Raw genomic sequence first — 19,215 nt, 5'->3', positions numbered from 1 at the left:
TATCATGAACAACGCACAATCGGCGCTAAAGGTTGCCGCAGGCATATTTTTAACCATTGCGCTCATCACTATCGTGGTCTTGCTGTTTGTCTCGGCACAGGAAGCGACGAAGACGGCTCAGAATGAGTTTTCATCTATCCAAACAGAGCTTAGCAAGGCATCGTTCACCGTGTACGACAATACAATGGTAAGCGGTTCTCAAGTGGTCAATGCGATACGAAAGTTTTATCAGAAGGAGCAGTTCGGCATACATGTCATCACAGGGAAAAATAAGGCTTCGAATGCGAACCATCCAGGCATATTCTATGGCTATGATGTAAGTCCAAATGGCACAATAATGACAGGTGATCCGAACTTGTCAACCATGCTCGCTACTACGGAATCGCTTGATACTTATGTCAACCCAAGCGGCAAGTTCAAAGCTATGCTTATTGTTGATAATTCGAATGTAACGAGAGGCATCATTTTTGAGCAGCAATAATAATGTTCTAGCGAGAGAACATGTCGCAACATCGTGGGAGAGAAGTGATGAGCACACATGCTGATGAAATGATTGAACTGTGGACAAGTACTGTTTTATTCATGGCTGCATTGACCATTGCGATTGGACTCATTCATGCGGGCTCTAATGATATCCGTCTTCTTGATGAACGCATCTCTGCTCAGGATCGCAATGTACACCCTACACTGCACAGCAGAGGAGAGTTTGTAATGTCAGGTGCTCGCTTAGCGGCAACGCTTATGAACATGCAAGATGAGCAAGCAGATATCGTAATACAAGGAAAGCGTATTGCAGCGCATACTGATTCGAGGATGGTTGATATCAGCTTTATATCACTCCATGCCATCTATCAGAAGAGGATAGTGAGAAGTGAGGACGGTAGGATCATGGAAATTCATTATGACTTGGGAGGTTAATGATGTTAAATAGTGTGTTGAAGCTGTTTGCAGTGCTTCTTAGCCTCCTCTTGTTGTTCTTATACCCCTTATTGGAGTCCTATCAGCGACAAGACGATATGGCGATGATGACGGCTTATCGTACAGCACAGATTTTTGTAGATACGATCAAAGATAAGGGCGTAATTACGCCAAAAATGTACACAGATTTTACCAGAGAACTATCCTTGACAGGCTATGAGTTTGATGTAAGCCTAGCGCATTATGCCAAAAAGTATGACCCAGAATATGATGATCCCACAGATCAATCGACATTCCAAGATCGTATACTGCTTCGATATGAACTTACCTCTCATGATGATATTGTTGCGGCCATGTTTCCTTCGGCAAGTTATCCGCAAGAAAATCGCAGACGACAATACCGAATGTCTATTGGGGATTATATTCAGATGAAAGTCACGCCTTCCCAACAGACTCGCTCCTCTATGCTGGCACAGTGGTTATCATTTGGCGATCGACGATCATTTTGGTCAATGCCTTTTGGAGGAATGATACGCAATGAAGCTGCTTAAATGGAGTATTCTGTTTGTGGCAATTGTCCTCCCTTTTTTCTGGGTAAACCAGCTCCAAGCACGAGAATTATATGAGAAGCTGCAGCTTGAGGATCGCTACAATGACATGCTCAATCAGGCTGTGGATGATGCTGTTCATTCATTAAGCCTTGCTTTGATACCCGCTATGGAATCCGGCTATGAAGCGATGAAGCGAGTTGACCTTAACAAAGAAGCAGCGCTCGCATCGTTCTGGGATACCCTGCTCTTATACCTTGATGGTGCTGAGGATCGGTGGACGAAACAAGCAATCGCGTATTACATGCCCGCCTTCCTTGTAATGGGTTACAATGGCATTGAAGTGTATGCATCAGATAGTTATGACGGAGCAGATGGGGAAGCGAGCTTGCATCATGTGTGGCACCCTAAACAACCCTACATGTATCGTGATGAACAAGGAATGCTCTACGCATTCACATTGGATGAATATATCCAGATCTATGATCCCATAAGCAAGACAACGGAACGTGGATTCCGGCGAGAACTGGCAGAGCAGAGTATGAATCCGCTGCTGCAAGATGCTGAACGCTTTGATACGCTGCGCCGCCAGACCATTATTAGCACCATCCAATCCATGCTGGAATCGACGATCGCAATACATAATGCAGAGATTATGCGATTGGGTATGCAGTATACATTTACGCTCCCCGTTATCGAAGATGAAGAATGGCAGAATACCATTGACGATGTGGGGGTATTGGCCTTCATACAAGGGCTTCCTCTAGGCAGCTCCAAATATAATCATTATGCGCTTGGCGCTTCCAAAATCATGAGGCGCCAGCTCTATTATGGTACGATGAGAGACGGTGTGAAAGTAGCATATCCAGCTGAATGCCAGCCCACTGAATACGAGGAAGTATTGTTCTCATCAAAGCAGGCTGCAGAGCGAGGATTCTTCCCGAGGAATTGTAAGCGCGAATGAACACTCTTTCCAAATTGCTGGAATCATGTTACACTACCGACAGATTCATTTACAACATCATCCATCAACACTAGGGGTGCCGTTATGGCTGAGATGAAGTATAAGACTTCGGACCCTTAATTACCTGATCTGGGTTATACCAGCGTAGGGAAGTGTACGTATATGGACGGTAACGTCGTTAATTTGAGGAAATGTGACAGCTGCTGATGCGCTGCATTAGACATTGATTAAGCTTCTGATTGTTTATTTATCAGTGATAGGAGCGATTCTTCTTGCATCGCTCGATTGTGAGAGCTGATCGATAAGCATAAGAGACTGTTCAACGAATCAGCTAACTTCTGTCCTTTATCCATTATTGTTACTGTTTACCATTTCGACCACTCTCTCTATGAGGGTGGTCTTTTCGCGTTGTAGGGTGCTATAGGCATGCAAGTTGGCGACCAAGTCATAAGAAAAAGGAGTTGGTATCGGTGTTGATTCCGAGATTACATGCCATTACACCGGATGGGCTATCCCCGTCGCGTATTCTATCTGTAGCGGAATCCATTGTAGATGTCGCAGATATCCTGCACTTGCGACAGAAGAAGTGGACCAGTATGCAGCTGTGGGAGCTTGTAAAAGAAGGGGAGGCAAGAGGGATTCCACCTCAAAAATGGATCGTTAATGATCGATCGGATGTTGCTGAAGCGGTACATGCATATGGAACGCAGCTTACCTCACACAGCATGCCCGCAGATGTGATTCGAGCTCAGTATCCAAAACAGATCATCGGCGTATCTGTGCATCAGCCCGGGGAGGCGCTTGATGCTGAACGGGCAGGCGCCCATTATGTCTTATATGGCCATATATACGATACGGCAAGCAAGATTGGAATTCCAGCCCGAGGGCTGCAAGGCTTAGCAGGTTGTGCCGAAATCCTATCGCATATTCCGATCATAGCGATAGGTGGTATCGAGCCGATGGATATACCGAATTTATTATCCGCAGGAGCATATGGGGTGGCTGTGATGTCCTCCATTTGGCTTGTATCCGATCCTCGAACTGCAGCAAAACAATATCATGAAGCTTTATCTGCAACGTTAGACCCATCCAAGGTGTCCTAATAAATAGAACATGACAAGGAGTGAGTGAAGTGGAGAATGGTTATGGGATGATGTCGAATCAAACGATGACTGCTGATTTAATCGTGGTTGGTGGCGGCATTGTGGGTCTGTCCGCAGCTTTTGAAGCTGCTCGGCAAGGGATGAAGGTGGTGCTGCTAGAGCGTCAACAGTTTGCTGGAGGAACGACCTGTGCGGCTGCTGGGATGCTGGCTCCTAGTGCAGAGGCATTTATCCATCCGTCCTTATCGCTCTTGGCCTGGGACAGCTTAGAGCTCTATCAGCCTTGGGTCGAAGAGCTGTGGGAGCTGACGGGAATTGATCCAGAGCTCAGGCTTCGCGGGGTTTTTGTTCCTGAGATTGAAGCCTCTTCGGCGAACAGCTCGCGGATTTCACGGCGAGAACCGGATCTAACACCGATCAACTTACATAAACGCTGGCTTGATCGCTCTCGTCTTGCAAATCTTCATATACAAGTAGGAAAGGAAGTAACAGGAGGGGCTTTTTACGAGAATGAAGGGCATATTTCGCCAATAAAGCTGTCAGAAGCATTGCTCGAAGGGGCGAGACGGTTGGGCGCTTCGTGCTATGAGCATGAGGAAGTTCGGGAATTCATCGTACGAGATAAACGAATCTCAGGCGTGAAGACAGCTTCAAAGACATTTTTGGCAGAGCATGTGCTGTTGTGCTCAGGGCTAGAGAATGAACACTTGGCAAGATCAATAGGCCTGCGCATGCCGCATTATGCCGTGAAAGGCGAATTGCTGGTGCTGCGTTTGCAAACTGCGCTAGAATCTGTCGTTTACGGTGAAGGTGTATATATTGTTCCAAAATCACAACAGAGGGTGTATATCGGGGCAACCTCCTTTAATCATCAGTACGATCATCATGTCAGTGCTGGCTCAATCGTACAGCTGCTGGAGCAAGCCTGCCGCTATCTCCCGGAGCTTCGCACAGCGGCTTGGGAACAAGCTTGGGCGGGGCTTCGCCCGTGTACGCCGGATCAGCGTCCATATCTAGGCCCGGTTCATGAACTTCCAGGCTTATGGGTGGCGTCAGGCCATTATCGCAACGGTATACTGCTGGCACCAGCTACGGCAAGCTCCATGATTGACTGGATTCGTACCGGCAGCATGCCGTGGTCTTATTTGAAGGATTTTGGTTTAGAGCGAGTAAACCAGTATGCCATTGAGATGACGCAGTAGAAAGGAGATCATGTTGTGCACGTTATTGTAAATGGAGATAAGCTTGATTTGCCTGAGCAGATTGAGCATATTCATCGGCTGTTGTCTCATCTATCGCTTGAGAATCGGATTGTTGTCGTTGAACATAACGGCTCCATTGTTCCGAAGGATGCTTATGAGGAACTTCGTTTAAGCGATGGAGATCGAATCGAAATTGTTCAATTTGTGGGAGGAGGATAAGTAGTGGAATTCGAAAAAAAAGATCATGATGCATTATGTATTGGCCCTTATCCATTTCATTCCCGCTTGCTTCTCGGAACAGGGAAGTTCCCTGATTTCGAAGTGCAGCAGCAGGCTGTAGAGGTATCAGGAACGGAAATTCTCACCTTTGCGGTTAGGCGAATGAATGTATCTGATCCGAATCAACCCAATTTCTTAGAGCGGCTAGACCTTGGTCGATACACGCTGCTTCCAAATACAGCTGGAGCTGCCAATGCTGAGGAAGCGGTTCGGATCGCGCGTCTCGCTAAGGCTTCTGGACTATGCGATATGATTAAAGTAGAGGTAATCGGTGATTCGAAGACGCTGCTCCCCGATCCGATAGAAACGTTTAAAGCTTGTGAGATCTTATTGGAAGAAGGATTTATTGTGCTTCCTTATATCTCAGATGACGTGGTATTAGCAAGGCGGCTCGAAGAACTAGGCGTTCATGCGGTCATGCCAGGGGCATCTCCGATCGGGAGTGGGTTGGGCATATTGAATCAACACAGTCTATCTCTAATCATAGAGCAGGCGAATGTACCCGTCATCATCGATGCGGGTATCGGCACGCCAGGAGATGCCGCTCTTGCTATGGAGCTCGGGGCGGATGGAGTTCTGTTGAACACAGCTGTATCTGGCGCGAGTGACCCTGTGCGAATGGCGGAAGCGATGAAGTTGGCTGTTCTGGCAGGGCGATATGGCTATCTTGCTGGCCGCATTCCTCGCAAAAGGCATGCAACAGCCAGCAGCCCGCTTGATAATATCCCGATATAGGAAGGGGTACGCTGCAGAATAGGCTTTGCCCATATCTAAGTTCGCCTATGATAAGCTGCCGGTATTGCAGCGGTTCATGTGGTGTTTGGTGTGAGGGGATCGTGTTATAAAGAAGGGTAAGGTTGCATAGTTTGAAGGCGTAGGATGGACAATAGTAGGACTGAGCCTATATTAGAGCATTCTAATCGCTCGGATCGAATACGTGCGTATGCCAGGCAGGAGACAGTCACCATGTTCCTTCATCAGACTAGGCTATATATCCTATCCTATTCCAATACCGTTATGGGCAATCCGTTTACGGAATGGCTTGACCAATTACAGTGGAATTATGTAATCGTTACGCCGAAGCAACTGTTTGCAGAATTGGAACACCGGATAGATGCGGCTAACAATAGGGATATCGCGATCGTAATCGTGGACTTAGAGGATGATGTGAACCTCGACGAGAAATGGAGCAAACTGCATCCATATCTGCTCTCTGCAGGCAGCAGGGGAGCACTATGGATTGGAAGCTTTGTTGTAGTAAAGAGGGATTCCAAAAGACCGATCTTTGCTTTGCTGGATCATGGTCTCGATGATATTATCCTTTTTCCTTGCACGTTGGAAGAATGGGAAGCTCGCGTTAAAAGGGCGTTTCATATGAAAAAAGAGCGGTTCGCTGCCATTGCCAGCGTGCTTCAGGTGGATGATCTAACGTTGAATCGGTCAACACGGGAAGTATGCCGCGGGGAGGAGCTTATAGATCTGACACCGCGAGAGTATGAACTCTTGCATGTGCTGATTGCCAATGTGAATATTCCACTATCTAGAGCCTACTTAATGGAAAAGGTATGGAGTATTGACTTTGAGACCAATACCAACATCTTAGATGTGTATATTCGTTATTTGCGGCGCAAAATAGATCGCGGCCGGACGCACAAGCTTATCCGCACTGTACGTGGTTATGGATATAAGCTTGTGAGTCCGACCGCACCATTGAAGAGCTCCAAATGAGCGAAACGATATTCAATATGATATACACTCATCTCGGAAGCTGGTAGACCGCTTTTACAGAACGCGTCTAGCTGTTACATAGGAAGAATCCCAATCACTAAGATCAGAGAAGGTAACGCCAGGGCTGCCGAATGTATGGAGGATACGGCCATTGCCAGCATAAATCGCAACATGGCTTATTCCACTTCCTCTTCTGCCAGTCGCGAAGAAGACAAGGTCTCCGGTTTGAAGCTCAGATCGGCTAACGGCTTTGCCTTCTTTGGCTTGTGTATAGGATGTTCTCGGCAGATCAACGCCGACTTGCTTAAAGACATATTTTACAAAGGAAGAGCAATCAAAGGTTTTGGTTTGATTAGTGTCAGCGCCAAACTCATATTTCGTACCAAGAAAACGTTGACCAATAGAAATAGTCTGTGCAGCAGTGGAGCTGTCTGAACGACTTGTGCCTTCCGTTGTGTCTGTTGTGGATTGTGCATCACGGGATGGCTGATACGGCCACGTGTTGTAATCACTTGTACGATTCCAGTTCCAATTCGATCCGCCAATCGGATATGCTTCTGCTTTTGTTGCGTCTGTACCGAATATTATACCAGATGCACTGACAACCATCAGTGTGATCATGACCCATTTGCGAGTAGTGATAGATTTCAGTTTTGTCATCTTTGTCACCCTTTCGTAATCTTTCTGACAACTGGAGTATAACAAGATGATAGACTCAAGTATATAACCCACAATATACCAAGGGTGTACAACGTTAATCTCACTTATTATGTATGCGCTTACATTAAAAAATGATGAGAAGCTGATTTCTCATCATCATTTGGAGGTTGAAGAAATGAAAGGTTCTCGAAACCAATCAGAAAGATTACAACTTTTTTTCTAATCTCGCTTGGTTAGTCGTGGCTTCGTATGACGAGCAGCAGCCCGTCCTTGATGCTTACGGTTCCTTGTTCTTCTTCCCATTGATTGCTGACCGCAAGCGACTGTCCAAGGGTTAGTGTTGCATTGTCCAGCGGATACTGGAATCCAGATAGTTGAATGCCTGTTACTTCTAATGATAAAGGAAGCAGAGATAGATAATGATAATGCTCCTTCGCAAGCGTAATGGAGCGATCAATAAGATGGATGGAATTGTGATCATCGATCAAGCACATTTCAATTCCATCAGCAAGCGCTTGACGAAGCAAATGAATATTGGCCAGAGTGTGATCCATCCGCGTACCTGTTGCGCCAAGCATCGTAATTCGCCCTGCATTGGCTTCTTCCGCAGCTTTATATGCAAGTTCGGTATCCGTAAAGTTCTTGTCAATCGCATCAACGCCTATAAAACGCAAACTATTGGCTTCTATATAAGATGAACGCTCAGGCTCCACAGAATCAAAATCACCCAAGGCTAGGTCTGGCGTGTAGCCATGCTGGAGCAAATAATCCGCGCCTCGGTCCGCGCCAATCAGCATATCCGCTTGATCGATAATAGGATGAACAGAAGGGTGAATGGCCCCTCCGGTTACAATAACAACATGCTTGACATGTTCCTCGCTTGTTCCGCTCATTGCTGTGAAAGTCTCCTTTATGTATCCATAATGAATCGTTTTCGATGATTTATACTATTTAAATAGTATAACCATTTGAGCTCACTCCTCCAAGCCTTATCCCTTTTTCAGCATTTTTGTATTGAAACCAATAGGGGAAGTCGTTACAATGAGATAGATTTTGAAATGGTCAGTGACTTCTAGGACGGTGCATACGAGTGGACGATTTGTTATTTACGGTATTCAGCTTCATTGGTACAGTTGCTTTTGCCTTATCCGGAGCCGTTACGGCTATGAATGAGGATTATGATATCCTCGGTATCTTTATCCTAGGGTTGGTGACCGCGTTTGGGGGAGGAGTTATTCGGAATCTATTGATTGGCATTCCCCCGGCCTCTTTATGGTCTCAGAGCTTTATGTTGAATTCTGCACTTATATCCATTACGATCATCTTGATTGTTCCCGTCAAATGGATACATACGTGGCTTAAGGTTGAAGTATTTTTCGATGCGATTGGTCTTGCAGCCTTTGCCGTTCAAGGCGCGATGTATGCCGTATCGATGGGGCAGCCTGTGATTGCAGTCGTATTTGCTGCCATGATGACAGGCATTGGCGGCGGTGTCGTCCGTGATGTGCTTGCTGGCCGCAAGCCGGTAGTGTTCCGCGAAGACCTGTATGCAATCTGGGCGATTATAGGTGGACTTGCCATTGGATTGGGATGGGCAAGAGCAAGTTCGGAGCTTTGGATTGTATTTGGCTGTATTGTATTGATGCGTTTGTTATCATTTAAATATAAGTGGAAGCTGCCAAAGCGCCATCTCTATGAAAAGGAAGGAGCAAAAGGATGATATCAGTATTGTTTGTATGTCTCGGGAATATTTGTCGCTCTCCAATGGCTGAAGCCATATTAAGACATCAAGTGGAACAAGCTGGCCTTCGGGATCAGATTCGTGTTGATAGTGCGGGTACTGGGGATTGGCATATTGGGGCGGTTCCTCATGAAGGAACGAGAAAGCAGCTTGACCGCTACCTCATCTCTTATGAAGGGATTCGAGCAAGACAAGTTCAGCCCAATGATTTTCAGGCCTTTACGTATGTTGTTGGCATGGATACGAGCAATATGAACAATCTTAAGCAATGGGAAGGGGCTGCCGAAGGAACGACAACGCTCATTCCATTCATGTCGCTGCTGCCGGAGGAGAAGGGGACAGATGTGCCGGATCCTTATTTCACAGGAGATTTTGATGAAACGTACAGGCTGGTATCCGCAGGCTGCAAGCAGCTCTTAAGCCGATTGGTAAGAGAGCATCAATTGGAGATGTAGCTTGCTGCTATAGCGATGATCATGGCTGCAGTACGAACACTACGTTTAATATTACTTGCAAAAAAGGCATTTCCGACATCATAAGATGTTGAAAATGCCTTTGGTTTGTTTGTGGCTACTTCCAGTCTGCTAACATATTTTTGCGCCAAATGGATCACGCTAAGAAATGCTGCAATGACTGGGCAAGATGCTTTTGCCAGAATCCCCATACATGAGTGCCGTCATGCTCTTCATAATGAACATGTGCGCCACGCTCTTCAAGCAGCTGGCGAGTCTTCCGATTAATATCGACAAAGTCAAAGCTGCCGCGATCTGTCTCGTAATCTGTTTCTTGAAGCCCCACTATCATATAGGCATAGAGCCAGCTTAAGTCTTTCTCTGCTGCAATAATGGATCTAGAAGCAGGATAATAGGCGCCTGACAGCGAAATAACTTGTCGGAATTTATCTGGTTGGAGCAGCGCAATGTGCATGGATACGGTTGCGGCTAAGGAATCGCCAGCGAGAACGATATCGGTCCAGTCTGTCCGTACAGGGTAGCGCTTTTCGATCTCAGGGACGATATTTTCAAGAAAAGAGCGCGAATACGATTCAAAACCGCTCTCATCTGGTGAATATTCATTTGTACGGTTTTTTTTGTCGACATCTACGCCTACAATAATGAAGGGATCAAGATCGCCATCAATAATGAGCTTGTTTGCAATCGTAGCAATGCGGCCAAAGTTGAAAAATTCCTCTCCATCTTGGCAGTAGACGACCGGGTAGCTGAGTATCTCCTGGTATCCAGGAGGCAAATAAACGCGTACTGACCGGTTTCCATTGGGAAGAAGTGGACATGCTATGTCTTGCTTGATTACTGTTCGCTTGAGGTAAATAGAATCTGTCAAGTGTAGTGCACCGCCTTATGGAAAGTTACTCATATTACACACTAACCGATATTACCAGATTTTGAAACAGGTTATGTGGGATAATATGATGAAAAAACAAGTGAAAAATCTGAATTGTAATTACTTTCATTTTTCACAAGTTGGACAACTTTGTATCAATCTGTTATACAATAATATATGACCTGTTATAATTACAATTTAATAAAAAGTTCAAATTTATCGCTAATTTCTTTGACCTTTTGTGTGTAACAGGTGTATAATAACCATATAACAGATATTTAAATTCTTCAAATTTTTTGTTGAGGTGAAATATGATGAGTAAGTTCCCATTTGAAGTACAGACGGAAGATGTAACACCATTGTCCGTTTTGTCTCCTGAAGGTGAGATCGTTAACCCAGATATGATGCCTGAGTTGACGGATGATCAGCTGAAAGAAATTATGTACCGCATGGTATTCACACGCACATGGGATGAGCGTGCGATCAACTTGGGTCGTCAAGGACGCCTTGGTTTCTACGCACCAGTATCCGGTCAAGAAGCTTCTATGGTAGGTAGTGTGTATCCGCTTGAGAAGGAAGACTTCGTAGTTCCAGCATATCGTGACATGCCGCAAATCGTATGGCACGGACTTCCGCTCTATCAAGCATTCTTGTACTCTCGTGGTCATCAACATGGTGGTCAAATTCCTGAAGGCGTAAACGTATTGATGCCGCAAATCATCATCGGTGCGCAAATTTTGCATGCAATGGGCATTGCAAAAGGCTTCAAGCTTCGCAAGAAACCACAAGTTGCTATTACTTATACAGGTGACGGCGGTTCTTCCGAGGGCGACTTCTACGAAGGCTTGAACTTCGCTGGTGCTTATGATCTGCCAGTCATTTTCTTCGTACAAAACAACGGCTATGCGATTACGACGCCATTTGCGAAGCAAACGGCTGCTAAATCCATCGCACACAAAGCTTTGGCTGCTGGTATTGTAGGCATGCAAGTAGACGGCATGGACGTACTCGCTGTTATTAAAGCTGTTCAAATGGCTGCAGAGCGTGGACGTAAAGGCGAAGGAGCAACATTGATCGAATCCTTGACTTACCGCTTCCGTCCTCACTCCATGGCGGACGATACAACGAAATATCGTACGAAAGACGAAGAAGCAGAATGGGCAATCAAAGATCCAATCGCACGCTTCGGCAAATACTTGGAGTCCAAAGGCTTGTGGACAGAAGAAGATACAGCTCGCGTTAAAGATGAAGCGAAAGCAAAAGTTAACGAGGAAATCAAACGTGCAGAGCAAACAGAAAAAATGACATTGACTGGTTTGGTCGACAGCATGTTCGAAAACACTCCGCATCATCTTGAAGATCAAAAAACAGATGCGAAAATTGTATCTCAATAATTAACGTTCGGAAGATTTAACTTGAACTTGTTCATAGACGGTAAGGAGGAAACGAAGCAATGGCTCAAATGAATATGAAAGAAGCAATTCGCGATGCGATGCGCGTAGAATTGAAACGTGATGAGAACGTGCTTGTCTTTGGTGAAGACGTAGGTCACGTTGGTGGGGTATTCCGTGCAACAGAAGGTTTGCAAAAAGAATTTGGTGAAGATCGTGTATTCGATACACCGCTTGCTGAATCCGCAATCGGCGGTATGGCAGTAGGTCTTGGTATCCAAGGCTTCCGTCCAGTAGCAGAAATCCAGTTCGTTGGCTTTATTTATGAAGCATTGGATCAAATCTGTGTACAAGCAGCTCGCATGCGCTATCGTTCCGGCGGTCGCTATCATTCTCCAATCGTATTCCGCACACCATTTGGCGGTGGCGTAAAAGCTGCGGAATTGCACACAGATTCCTTGGAGGGCTTGATTGCTCAAACTCCAGGTATCAAAGTGGTTATTCCATCTAACCCTTACGATGCAAAAGGCTTGTTGATCTCTGCAATTCGCGACAACGACCCTGTATTCTTCATGGAGCATTTGAACTTGTATCATGCGTTCCGTGATGAAGTGCCTGAGGGTGAATATACGGTGCCACTCGGCAAAGCAAACGTAGTGCGTGAAGGTAAAGACGTAACCATTCTCTCTTATGGTTTGATGGTTCACACTTCCATGAAGGCTGCTGCTGAGCTTGAGAAAAAAGGCATTGACGCTGAGGTTATCGACCTACGCACATTGTCTCCGCTTGATATCGACACAATTGTTGCTTCTGTGAAGAAGACAAACCGTGTCATCATGGTTCAAGAGGCTCAAAAATCTTCTGGTATCGCAGCAGAAGTGGTTGCTCAAATCAACGAAAAAGCAATCCTTCACTTGGAAGCTCCTGTGCTACGCGTGGCAGGTCCAGATACAATTTATCCATTTGCCCAAATCGAAGATCAATGGCTCCCAACACCTGCTCGCATCATTACAGCAGTTGAAGAAGTATTGAACTTCTAATATATAACTTTCGAATTGAGACATACGCGAATAGGAGGTCATTTACGTGGCTAAGTTTGAATATCGCTTCCCTGAGCTTGGTGAAGGGTTGCATGAAGGCGAAATTATTAAAATGCATATTAAACCGGGTGATAAAATCACGGACGATGATATCATCATGGAAGTACAAAATGACAAAGCGATCGTGGAAGTACCTTCCCCAGTTAACGGTACTGTACTTGAAGTGCTGACTAAAGACGGTCAAGTATGCCACATGGGTGAAGTGGTTGCAATCATTGACGCTGAAGGTGACATTCCTGAGCAAGCTGCACCAGCTGATAACCATGCAGCTCAAGAAGAAGCACCTGCTCCAGCAGCAGAAGCTCCTAAGGCAGAAGCTGCGGCAGCACCAGCAGCGCCTAATGCCGAAGTACTTGCAACACCAAGCGTTCGCAAACTTGCACGTGATCTCGGTGTAGATATTGCTGGCGTTCCTGGAACAGGAAAAGCAGGCAAAATCACTCGTGAAGATGTTGAAGCATTCGCAAATGGCGGTGCACCAGCAGCGGCTCCAGCAGCGAAGGAAGATGCAGCTCCAGCGGCATCCACTGCAGCAGCGGCAGCACCAGCAGCTGATCGCAATGCGGAAGAAGAGCGGGTACCATTCAAAGGCATCCGTAAAGCGATCTCCAACGCAATGGTTAAATCGGCTTACACTGCTCCACACGTTACGATCATGGACGAAGTGGATGTTGCTGAACTCGTTGCATTCCGTACTCGCTTGAAACCAATCATGGAACAAAAAGGTACGAAAGTAACATATTTGCCATTCATCGTAAAAGCATTGATCGCAGCGGTTCGCAAGTTCCCTGTATTGAATGCAATGATCGACGAAGAGTCTCAAGAAATTGTTTACAAAAAATACTACAACATCGGTATTGCTACAGATACAGATAACGGCTTGATCGTTCCTGTTATCAAAGACGCTGATCGTCGCAGCATCTGGATGATCGCTGATGATATCCGTGATCTTGCTAACCGCGGCCGTGAAGGCAAGCTTGCTCCAACAGAAATGAAGGGCAGCACGATCTCCATCACAAATATCGGTTCTGCTGGCGGTATGTTCTTTACACCAATCATCAACTTCCCAGAGGTTGCAATCTTGGGTACAGGACGCATCACAGAAAAACCAGTTGTGAAAAACGGCGAAATCGTAGCAGCACCAGTTATGGCATTGTCCTTGAGCTTCGACCACCGTATTATCGATGGCGCAACAGCTCAAAATGCAATGAATTATATCAAGCAATTGCTTGCAAATCCTGAACTGCTCGTTATGGAGGTGTAACCGATGGTAGTAGGTGACGCATCATTAAACATTGATACTTTGGTTATTGGAGCTGGCCCTGGTGGTTATGTAGCTGCGATTCGCGCAGCTCAGCTTGGTCAAAGCGTATTGATCGTAGATAAGTCCGAACTCGGCGGTGTTTGCTTGAACCGCGGTTGTATTCCTTCTAAAGCTTTGATCAGCGCAGCACATCAATATGAAGTTGCACAACATGGTTCTGACATCGGTATTAACGTATCTGACGTTACGGTTGATTGGGACAAAGTTCAAAACTTCAAAGGCGGAGTTGTGAAGAAGCTTACTGGCGGTGTTGCTGGTTTGCTTAAAGCGAACAAAGTGCAAGTCTTCAAAGGCGAAGCCATGTTCATCAACGAGACAGAAGCTCGCTTGTTCAATGAGCAAGAATCTCCTCGTTACAAATTCAACAACTGCATCATCGCGACAGGCTCCCGTCCTATCGAATTGAAGGCATTCCCGTTCGGCGGACGCATCTTGTCTTCGACAGAAGCACTCAGCTTGCCTGAGATTCCGAAGAGCATGATCGTGATCGGCGGTGGATACATCGGTGCAGAGCTTGGTCAAATGTACTCCAAGTTCGGTACGAAAGTAACCATTATTGAGGGTGCTGATACTGTTCTTCCTGGCTTCGACAAGGATATGACGAAGCTTGTTGCGAAGAGCATGAAGAAAACAAACATCGAGATCCATGCCAATGCTAAAGCAGAATCTGCTACGCAAACGGATAAAGATGTTACAGTGAAATTCACAGTTAAAGGTGAAACCAAAGAAGTAACAGCAGACTACCTGCTCGTTACTGTTGGACGCCGTCCAAATACAGATGGTGACTTCGGACTTGACATGATTGGTGTTAAAATGACGGATCGCGGATTGATCGAAGTTGACCACCAAGGCCGCACAAGCGTACCACACATCTTCGCGATTGGTGATATCGTTGCAGGTCCAGCGCTTGCTCACAAAGCATCTTACGAAGGTAAGGTTGCTGCTGAAGCAATCGCAGGTATGCCTAGCGTTGTTGACTATAAAGCAATGCCAGCGGTATGCTTCACAGATCCTGAATGTGCAAGCGTAGGTTTGTCCGAGACTGAAGCAAAAGAGAAAGGCATCAACGTTAAAGCAGGCAAGTTCCCTTACGCTGCAAACGGCCGTGCTTTGTCTCTTGGCGGCAGCGTAGACGGCTTTGTTAAGATCGTAACCAATGCAGACAACGGCGTTGTAATCGGTTCTCAAATCGTAGGTCCTGAAGCATCCAACTTGATTGCTGAAATGGGTCTTGCGGTTGAGATGGCAGCAACAGTTGAAGATCTTGCATTGACGATTCACGCTCACCCAACGCTTGGTGAGATCGTGATGGAAGCGGCTGAGGTTGTTCTTGGCCACCCGATCCATACCGTTTAATCAACTTGGATCATTCATGTTCTCTATTTGATTTTTTATGTACTCTATATACGGTTCTATATTCCCTCGCAGTTGTTGCTGCGAGGGCTTTTTTTTGACACTGAGGCATTTTATAGAGAGGTATACATCAGCCAAGATACATAGGCCTTGCAGGACGACCAGCGGCTTTATGATGAGCGCAACTGTCGGTAAAATCCATAGCTATCGCTTGTGGTTAATGGTAAACTTATAGGAAGTCTGTGAAACGGAGTGAGGATAATGAAAGCATACTTAGACCTATTACAGGATGTACTTACGAACGGTGTAAAAAAGGAAGATCGCACGGGAACGGGGACCTTGTCTGTATTTGGCAGACAGTTGCGCTTTGACTTGCAGGAAGGATTTCCGCTGGTAACGACGAAAAGACTTCATTTGAAATCCATCGTTCATGAGCTGCTGTGGTTTTTGAGCGGAGAGACGAATATTCGTTATTTGAAAGAAAATGGTGTGTCAATCTGGGATGAATGGGCAGATGAGAATGGCAACTTGGGACCAGTTTACGGCTCTCAGTGGCGCAACTGGGAGACGAAGGACGGCAAGGTGATTGACCAGATCACAAATGTCATTGAGCAGATCAAGCATAACCCAGATTCACGGCGCCTGCTTGTGTCAGCTTGGAACGTAGGGGAAGTGGATCAGATGAAGCTGCCTCCATGCCATTATGCGTTCCAATTCTATGTTGCAGAGGGCAAGCTTAGCTGCATGCTGAACATGCGATCAGTGGACACGTTCCTTGGATTGCCGTTCAATATAGCCAGTTATGCGCTGCTTACACATATGGTTGCGCAGCAATGCGGCTTAGAGCCTGGAGAATTCGTTTGGACGGGAGGAGATGTGCATATATACTCCAACCATATGGAGCAAGTGAAGACACAGCTGGAGCGCGACCCTTACCCACTGCCTAAGCTTATCATTAAGCGGAAGCCGGATTCCATTTTTGAATATACTTTTGATGATTTCGAATTTGAAGATTATACGTATCACCCAACGATCAAAGCGCCTGTGGCGGTTTAATCGTTTCATTTTAACCAATAAAAAAGGGGGAGCTCAATGGGAATTAGCATGATTTGGGCGATGGACCGCAATCACTTGATTGGCAATCATAATGCACTGCCTTGGCGGCTGCCGAATGATATGAAGCATTTCATCGCAGAGACGAAAGGCAAGACCGTGGTCATGGGGCGAAAAACATTCGATTCTATCGGCAAGCCGCTGCCGAAGCGCCGCAATATCGTGTTGACGCGCAATCAAGGCTGGACATTTGAGGGCGTAGAAGTCGTACATGACCTTTCTTCTATTATAAAGTTAGCTCAGCAAGAGGAGATTATGATTATCGGCGGGGCAGAGCTGTATCGTCAAGCACTTCCTTCTGCTGATAAGTTGATCGTAACATTTATTGATCATGCCTTCGAAGGCACGGATTATTTCCCTCCTGTGGATTGGAAGCAGTGGTCAGTAGTCGAAGAACGAGCAGGGCTCCAAGATGAAGATAATCCATATCCTCATCGTTTCGTCATCTATGAACGCTGTTAGGCATGAATGTGTTTAACACATATTCAGCAAGCAGTGCTGTAGTGAAGTAGTGCAAATGATAAGACGTTTTCTCTATGTCCATTTGTAGCATGATTATATAAAATGTGTGGAAAGTGAAAATGTCGAAGTTTGGTAATCATCATTCTTGCATCTTCGCAATTTCAGGTATATATTGGAGAATAACTTATTTACAAATATAGAGACGGACAGATGGATGGAGGAGTACAGGTATGTCAACGCCAACGGGTTTTATGGAGTATACAAGACAGATCCCAGCTGACCGCGATCCGCTAGAACGCATTAAGGATTGGGAAGAATTCCACAAGCATATGAATGAAGAAGAGCTCCGTCTGCAGGGAGCTCGCTGTATGGATTGCGGCACGCCCTACTGTCATACAGGCATTGAGATCACAGGCGGTACATCTGGCTGCCCGATCAATAACTTGATTCCAGAGTGGAACAACCTCATTTATAGAGGGCTGTGGCGTGAAGCGCTGGAGCGCCTTCACAAGACGAATAACTTTCCGGAGTTTACCGGCCGGGTATGTCCTGCGCCATGTGAAGGCTCTTGTACCGTTGGTTTGATCGGTCAACCGGTTACCATCAAGACGATCGAGCAGGAGATCATTGATCGCGGGTTTGATGAGGGCTGGGTACAGCCCGAGCCTCCTGAGCGGCGTACAGGCAAGAAGGTGGCTGTAGTAGGCTCTGGTCCTGCTGGACTGGCTGCAGCGGCTCAACTGAACAAAGCAGGCCATCTGGTCACTGTATATGAGCGAGCAGACCGAATTGGCGGCTTGCTGACTTATGGAATTCCGACGATGAAGCTTGATAAAGGTGTTGTTCAACGCCGTGTCGATCTTCTAGCCGCAGAAGGCGTTACATTTGTAACCAATACAGAGATCGGCAAGGATATAACAACAGAGCAGCTCAGAGAAGACTTTGATGCTGTTGTTCTCTGCGGCGGTGCGACGAAGCCTCGTGAATTCGATATCGAAGGTCGTGAGCTAAAAGGTATCGAGTACGCAATGGATTACTTGAACGGCACAATTAAGAGCTATCTGGACAGCAAGCTGGAGGATGGCCAATATAAGAATGCCAAGGATCAAGATGTAATCGTAATCGGTGGCGGAGACACAGGTACAGACTGTGTCGCAACGGCACTTCGTCATGGCGCACGCAGCGTAACTCAGTTCGGAACACATGCTAAGGCACCGCTTGAACGTGATCGTGAGAACAACCCTTGGCCGCAGTTTCCGAATGTATACACGTTGGACTATGCGCATGAAGAAGCAAAGGCAGTGTTCGGCAAAGATCCACGCGAATTTTCAATTATGACAACGAAGTTTGTTGGGGATGAGAATGGACAGGTGAAAGAGCTGCATACTGTTCAAATCGAGCGTATTGTAGATGAGACGGGACGTAAGATCTATAAGCCAATCGAAGGCACAGAGCGAGTGTTTCCAGCTCAGCTCGTGTTGATCGCTATCGGATTTGACGGTCCAGAACATACGCTGATTGAAGGTTTCGGACTCGAGACCGATCGCCGCTCGAATGTGAAGGCACAGTATGGCAAGTATCGTACGAATGTTGACAAGGTGTTTGCAGCAGGCGATATGCGCCGTGGTCAAAGCTTGGTTGTCTGGGCAATCAACGAAGGCCGCGAGGCGGCTCGTGAAGTTGATCGCTATCTGATGGGCAGTACATTGCTGCCTTAACCTATTCGATGGAACATTAAAGCTGAACCTCATTGCACGTTAATCGATTATATGGACGATGCCTGAATGAGGCATATATAGGATTATCCCAAGCTGTCGAGAGATCTCGGCAGCTTTTTTCCGCCTTTCACACTTCTCCAAAGGTGAGGGGCGGCGACGCATAACGGCAGTCAATCGCATCACGATAGCAGTGCAGTAAATAAAGGTCGTAAAATAAGAATACATAAAAAATATTATGTAAACTAATCAGGTGCAATGCAATATTAAACT

The 19,215-nt window shown here is 46.2% G+C and carries 21 protein-coding genes and 1 riboswitch; of the genes, 18 read left to right on the top strand and 3 right to left on the bottom strand.

The window, feature by feature from the left end; genetic code table 11:
- Nucleotides 1-4 precede the first annotated feature (4 nt).
- The 9 genes from B9Y93_RS06750 to B9Y93_RS06710 all read left to right on the top strand — a co-directional run bounded on the left by B9Y93_RS06750 (nucleotide 5) and on the right by B9Y93_RS06710 (nucleotide 6,742).
- Complete coding sequence (locus tag B9Y93_RS06750) at nucleotides 5-481, top strand: ABC transporter permease (RefSeq protein ID WP_085493532.1); 477 nt, start codon at nucleotides 5-7, stop codon at nucleotides 479-481.
- Between the two features lie 47 nt (nucleotides 482-528).
- Nucleotides 529-918: a hypothetical protein gene (locus B9Y93_RS06745; protein WP_085493531.1), complete on the top strand. Its 390-nt coding sequence runs from the start codon at nucleotides 529-531 to the stop codon at nucleotides 916-918.
- 2 nt (nucleotides 919-920) lie between these two features.
- The gene (locus tag B9Y93_RS06740) at nucleotides 921-1,469 is read left to right on the top strand and encodes a hypothetical protein (protein ID WP_085493530.1); all 549 of its coding nucleotides are present in this window, start codon (nucleotides 921-923) and stop codon (nucleotides 1,467-1,469) included.
- Entirely contained in the window at nucleotides 1,456-2,430 is a 975-nt protein-coding gene (locus B9Y93_RS06735; RefSeq protein ID WP_085493529.1) for a hypothetical protein, read from the top strand. Before B9Y93_RS06740 ends, B9Y93_RS06735 begins: the two co-directional genes overlap by 14 nt.
- Before the next feature lie 62 nt (nucleotides 2,431-2,492).
- Nucleotides 2,493-2,598: riboswitch (TPP riboswitch) on the top strand.
- Nucleotides 2,599-2,900: 302 nt separating this feature from the next.
- On the top strand, nucleotides 2,901-3,533 hold the full coding sequence (locus tag B9Y93_RS06730; protein WP_176228863.1) for a thiamine phosphate synthase: 633 nt from the start codon (nucleotides 2,901-2,903) through the stop codon (nucleotides 3,531-3,533).
- 29 nt (nucleotides 3,534-3,562) lie between these two features.
- Nucleotides 3,563-4,735 carry a glycine oxidase ThiO gene (thiO, locus tag B9Y93_RS06725; protein ID WP_085493527.1) on the top strand — a complete coding sequence of 391 codons (1,173 nt, stop codon included), beginning with the start codon at nucleotides 3,563-3,565 and terminating at the stop codon, nucleotides 4,733-4,735.
- Nucleotides 4,736-4,750: 15 nt separating this feature from the next.
- Nucleotides 4,751-4,954, top strand: coding sequence for a sulfur carrier protein ThiS (gene thiS / locus B9Y93_RS06720; RefSeq protein ID WP_085493526.1), 204 nt, complete (start codon nucleotides 4,751-4,753; stop codon nucleotides 4,952-4,954).
- 3 nt (nucleotides 4,955-4,957) lie between these two features.
- On the top strand, nucleotides 4,958-5,749 hold the full coding sequence (locus B9Y93_RS06715) for a thiazole synthase (protein ID WP_085493525.1): 792 nt from the start codon (nucleotides 4,958-4,960) through the stop codon (nucleotides 5,747-5,749).
- Between the two features lie 231 nt (nucleotides 5,750-5,980).
- The gene (locus tag B9Y93_RS06710) at nucleotides 5,981-6,742 is read left to right on the top strand and encodes a winged helix family transcriptional regulator (RefSeq protein WP_170936539.1); all 762 of its coding nucleotides are present in this window, start codon (nucleotides 5,981-5,983) and stop codon (nucleotides 6,740-6,742) included.
- 54 nt (nucleotides 6,743-6,796) lie between these two features.
- On the opposite strand, the gene B9Y93_RS06705 is transcribed toward B9Y93_RS06710, so the two are convergent.
- Both B9Y93_RS06705 and B9Y93_RS06700 read right to left on the bottom strand, forming a co-directional pair.
- Nucleotides 6,797-7,402: a C40 family peptidase gene (locus tag B9Y93_RS06705; protein ID WP_244903305.1), complete on the bottom strand. Its 606-nt coding sequence runs from the start codon at nucleotides 7,400-7,402 to the stop codon at nucleotides 6,797-6,799.
- A gap of 233 nt (nucleotides 7,403-7,635) precedes the next feature.
- Complete coding sequence (locus B9Y93_RS06700) at nucleotides 7,636-8,295, bottom strand: thiamine diphosphokinase (protein WP_085493523.1); 660 nt, start codon at nucleotides 8,293-8,295, stop codon at nucleotides 7,636-7,638.
- A gap of 197 nt (nucleotides 8,296-8,492) precedes the next feature.
- Between B9Y93_RS06700 and B9Y93_RS06695 the strand changes: the two genes are divergently transcribed.
- Nucleotides 8,493-9,122, top strand: coding sequence for a trimeric intracellular cation channel family protein (locus B9Y93_RS06695; RefSeq protein WP_085493522.1), 630 nt, complete (start codon nucleotides 8,493-8,495; stop codon nucleotides 9,120-9,122).
- A complete protein-coding gene (locus B9Y93_RS06690; protein ID WP_085493521.1) occupies nucleotides 9,119-9,598 on the top strand; it encodes a low molecular weight protein-tyrosine-phosphatase in 480 nt (159 codons plus the stop codon). The genes B9Y93_RS06695 and B9Y93_RS06690 overlap by 4 nt, the downstream gene beginning before the upstream one ends.
- A 154-nt stretch (nucleotides 9,599-9,752) precedes the next feature.
- Here the strand turns inward: B9Y93_RS06690 and B9Y93_RS06685 are convergent, their stop codons facing one another.
- On the bottom strand, nucleotides 9,753-10,484 hold the full coding sequence (locus B9Y93_RS06685) for an alpha/beta hydrolase (protein ID WP_085493520.1): 732 nt from the start codon (nucleotides 10,482-10,484) through the stop codon (nucleotides 9,753-9,755).
- 314 nt (nucleotides 10,485-10,798) lie between these two features.
- Between B9Y93_RS06685 and pdhA the strand changes: the two genes are divergently transcribed.
- The 7 genes from pdhA (at nucleotide 10,799) to B9Y93_RS06650 (ending at nucleotide 18,945) form a co-directional block, all read left to right on the top strand.
- Nucleotides 10,799-11,878, top strand: a complete 1,080-nt coding sequence (gene pdhA, locus B9Y93_RS06680) for a pyruvate dehydrogenase (acetyl-transferring) E1 component subunit alpha (protein ID WP_085494001.1) — start codon at nucleotides 10,799-10,801, stop codon at nucleotides 11,876-11,878.
- 59 nt (nucleotides 11,879-11,937) lie between these two features.
- Nucleotides 11,938-12,915, top strand: coding sequence for an alpha-ketoacid dehydrogenase subunit beta (locus B9Y93_RS06675; RefSeq protein ID WP_085493519.1), 978 nt, complete (start codon nucleotides 11,938-11,940; stop codon nucleotides 12,913-12,915).
- Nucleotides 12,916-12,961: 46 nt separating this feature from the next.
- The gene (locus B9Y93_RS06670) at nucleotides 12,962-14,239 is read left to right on the top strand and encodes a dihydrolipoamide acetyltransferase family protein (protein ID WP_085493518.1); all 1,278 of its coding nucleotides are present in this window, start codon (nucleotides 12,962-12,964) and stop codon (nucleotides 14,237-14,239) included.
- A gap of 3 nt (nucleotides 14,240-14,242) precedes the next feature.
- Entirely contained in the window at nucleotides 14,243-15,655 is a 1,413-nt protein-coding gene (gene lpdA / locus B9Y93_RS06665; protein WP_085493517.1) for a dihydrolipoyl dehydrogenase, read from the top strand.
- A 258-nt stretch (nucleotides 15,656-15,913) separates the two neighbouring features.
- Nucleotides 15,914-16,708: a thymidylate synthase gene (thyA, locus tag B9Y93_RS06660; protein ID WP_085493516.1), complete on the top strand. Its 795-nt coding sequence runs from the start codon at nucleotides 15,914-15,916 to the stop codon at nucleotides 16,706-16,708.
- Between the two features lie 36 nt (nucleotides 16,709-16,744).
- Complete coding sequence (locus tag B9Y93_RS06655) at nucleotides 16,745-17,227, top strand: dihydrofolate reductase (protein WP_085493515.1); 483 nt, start codon at nucleotides 16,745-16,747, stop codon at nucleotides 17,225-17,227.
- A gap of 230 nt (nucleotides 17,228-17,457) precedes the next feature.
- Nucleotides 17,458-18,945 carry a glutamate synthase subunit beta gene (locus B9Y93_RS06650; RefSeq protein WP_085493514.1) on the top strand — a complete coding sequence of 496 codons (1,488 nt, stop codon included), beginning with the start codon at nucleotides 17,458-17,460 and terminating at the stop codon, nucleotides 18,943-18,945.
- Nucleotides 18,946-19,215 lie beyond the last annotated feature (270 nt).

The sequence above is a fragment of the Paenibacillus aquistagni genome (assembly GCF_900177815.1).
In the GTDB taxonomy this organism is placed as follows: Bacteria; Bacillota; Bacilli; order Paenibacillales; family Paenibacillaceae; genus Paenibacillus_B; species Paenibacillus_B aquistagni.
The sequence above is the reverse complement of the archived record's forward strand: the minus strand, read 5'-3'. Positions and strand labels throughout refer to the sequence as shown.

Bases quoted from the DNA above. Each gene is read 5' to 3' on its own strand.
- B9Y93_RS06710 (WP_170936539.1), top strand. From the start codon at position 5,981: ATGTTCCTTCATCAGACTAGGCTATATATCCTATCCTATTCCAATACC.
- B9Y93_RS06675 (WP_085493519.1), top strand. From the start codon at position 11,938: ATGGCTCAAATGAATATGAAAGAAGCAATTCGCGATGCGATGCGCGTA.
- B9Y93_RS06690 (WP_085493521.1), top strand. From the start codon at position 9,119: ATGATATCAGTATTGTTTGTATGTCTCGGGAATATTTGTCGCTCTCCA.
- B9Y93_RS06740 (WP_085493530.1), top strand. From the start codon at position 921: ATGTTAAATAGTGTGTTGAAGCTGTTTGCAGTGCTTCTTAGCCTCCTC.
- B9Y93_RS06735 (WP_085493529.1), top strand. From the start codon at position 1,456: ATGAAGCTGCTTAAATGGAGTATTCTGTTTGTGGCAATTGTCCTCCCT.
- B9Y93_RS06700 (WP_085493523.1), bottom strand. From the start codon at position 8,295: ATGAGCGGAACAAGCGAGGAACATGTCAAGCATGTTGTTATTGTAACC.
- thyA (WP_085493516.1), top strand. From the start codon at position 15,914: ATGAAAGCATACTTAGACCTATTACAGGATGTACTTACGAACGGTGTA.
- B9Y93_RS06655 (WP_085493515.1), top strand. From the start codon at position 16,745: ATGGGAATTAGCATGATTTGGGCGATGGACCGCAATCACTTGATTGGC.
- B9Y93_RS06650 (WP_085493514.1), top strand. From the start codon at position 17,458: ATGTCAACGCCAACGGGTTTTATGGAGTATACAAGACAGATCCCAGCT.
- lpdA (WP_085493517.1), top strand. From the start codon at position 14,243: ATGGTAGTAGGTGACGCATCATTAAACATTGATACTTTGGTTATTGGA.
- B9Y93_RS06705 (WP_244903305.1), bottom strand. From the start codon at position 7,402: ATGACAAAACTGAAATCTATCACTACTCGCAAATGGGTCATGATCACA.
- pdhA (WP_085494001.1), top strand. From the start codon at position 10,799: ATGAGTAAGTTCCCATTTGAAGTACAGACGGAAGATGTAACACCATTG.
- B9Y93_RS06745 (WP_085493531.1), top strand. From the start codon at position 529: ATGAGCACACATGCTGATGAAATGATTGAACTGTGGACAAGTACTGTT.
- B9Y93_RS06750 (WP_085493532.1), top strand. From the start codon at position 5: ATGAACAACGCACAATCGGCGCTAAAGGTTGCCGCAGGCATATTTTTA.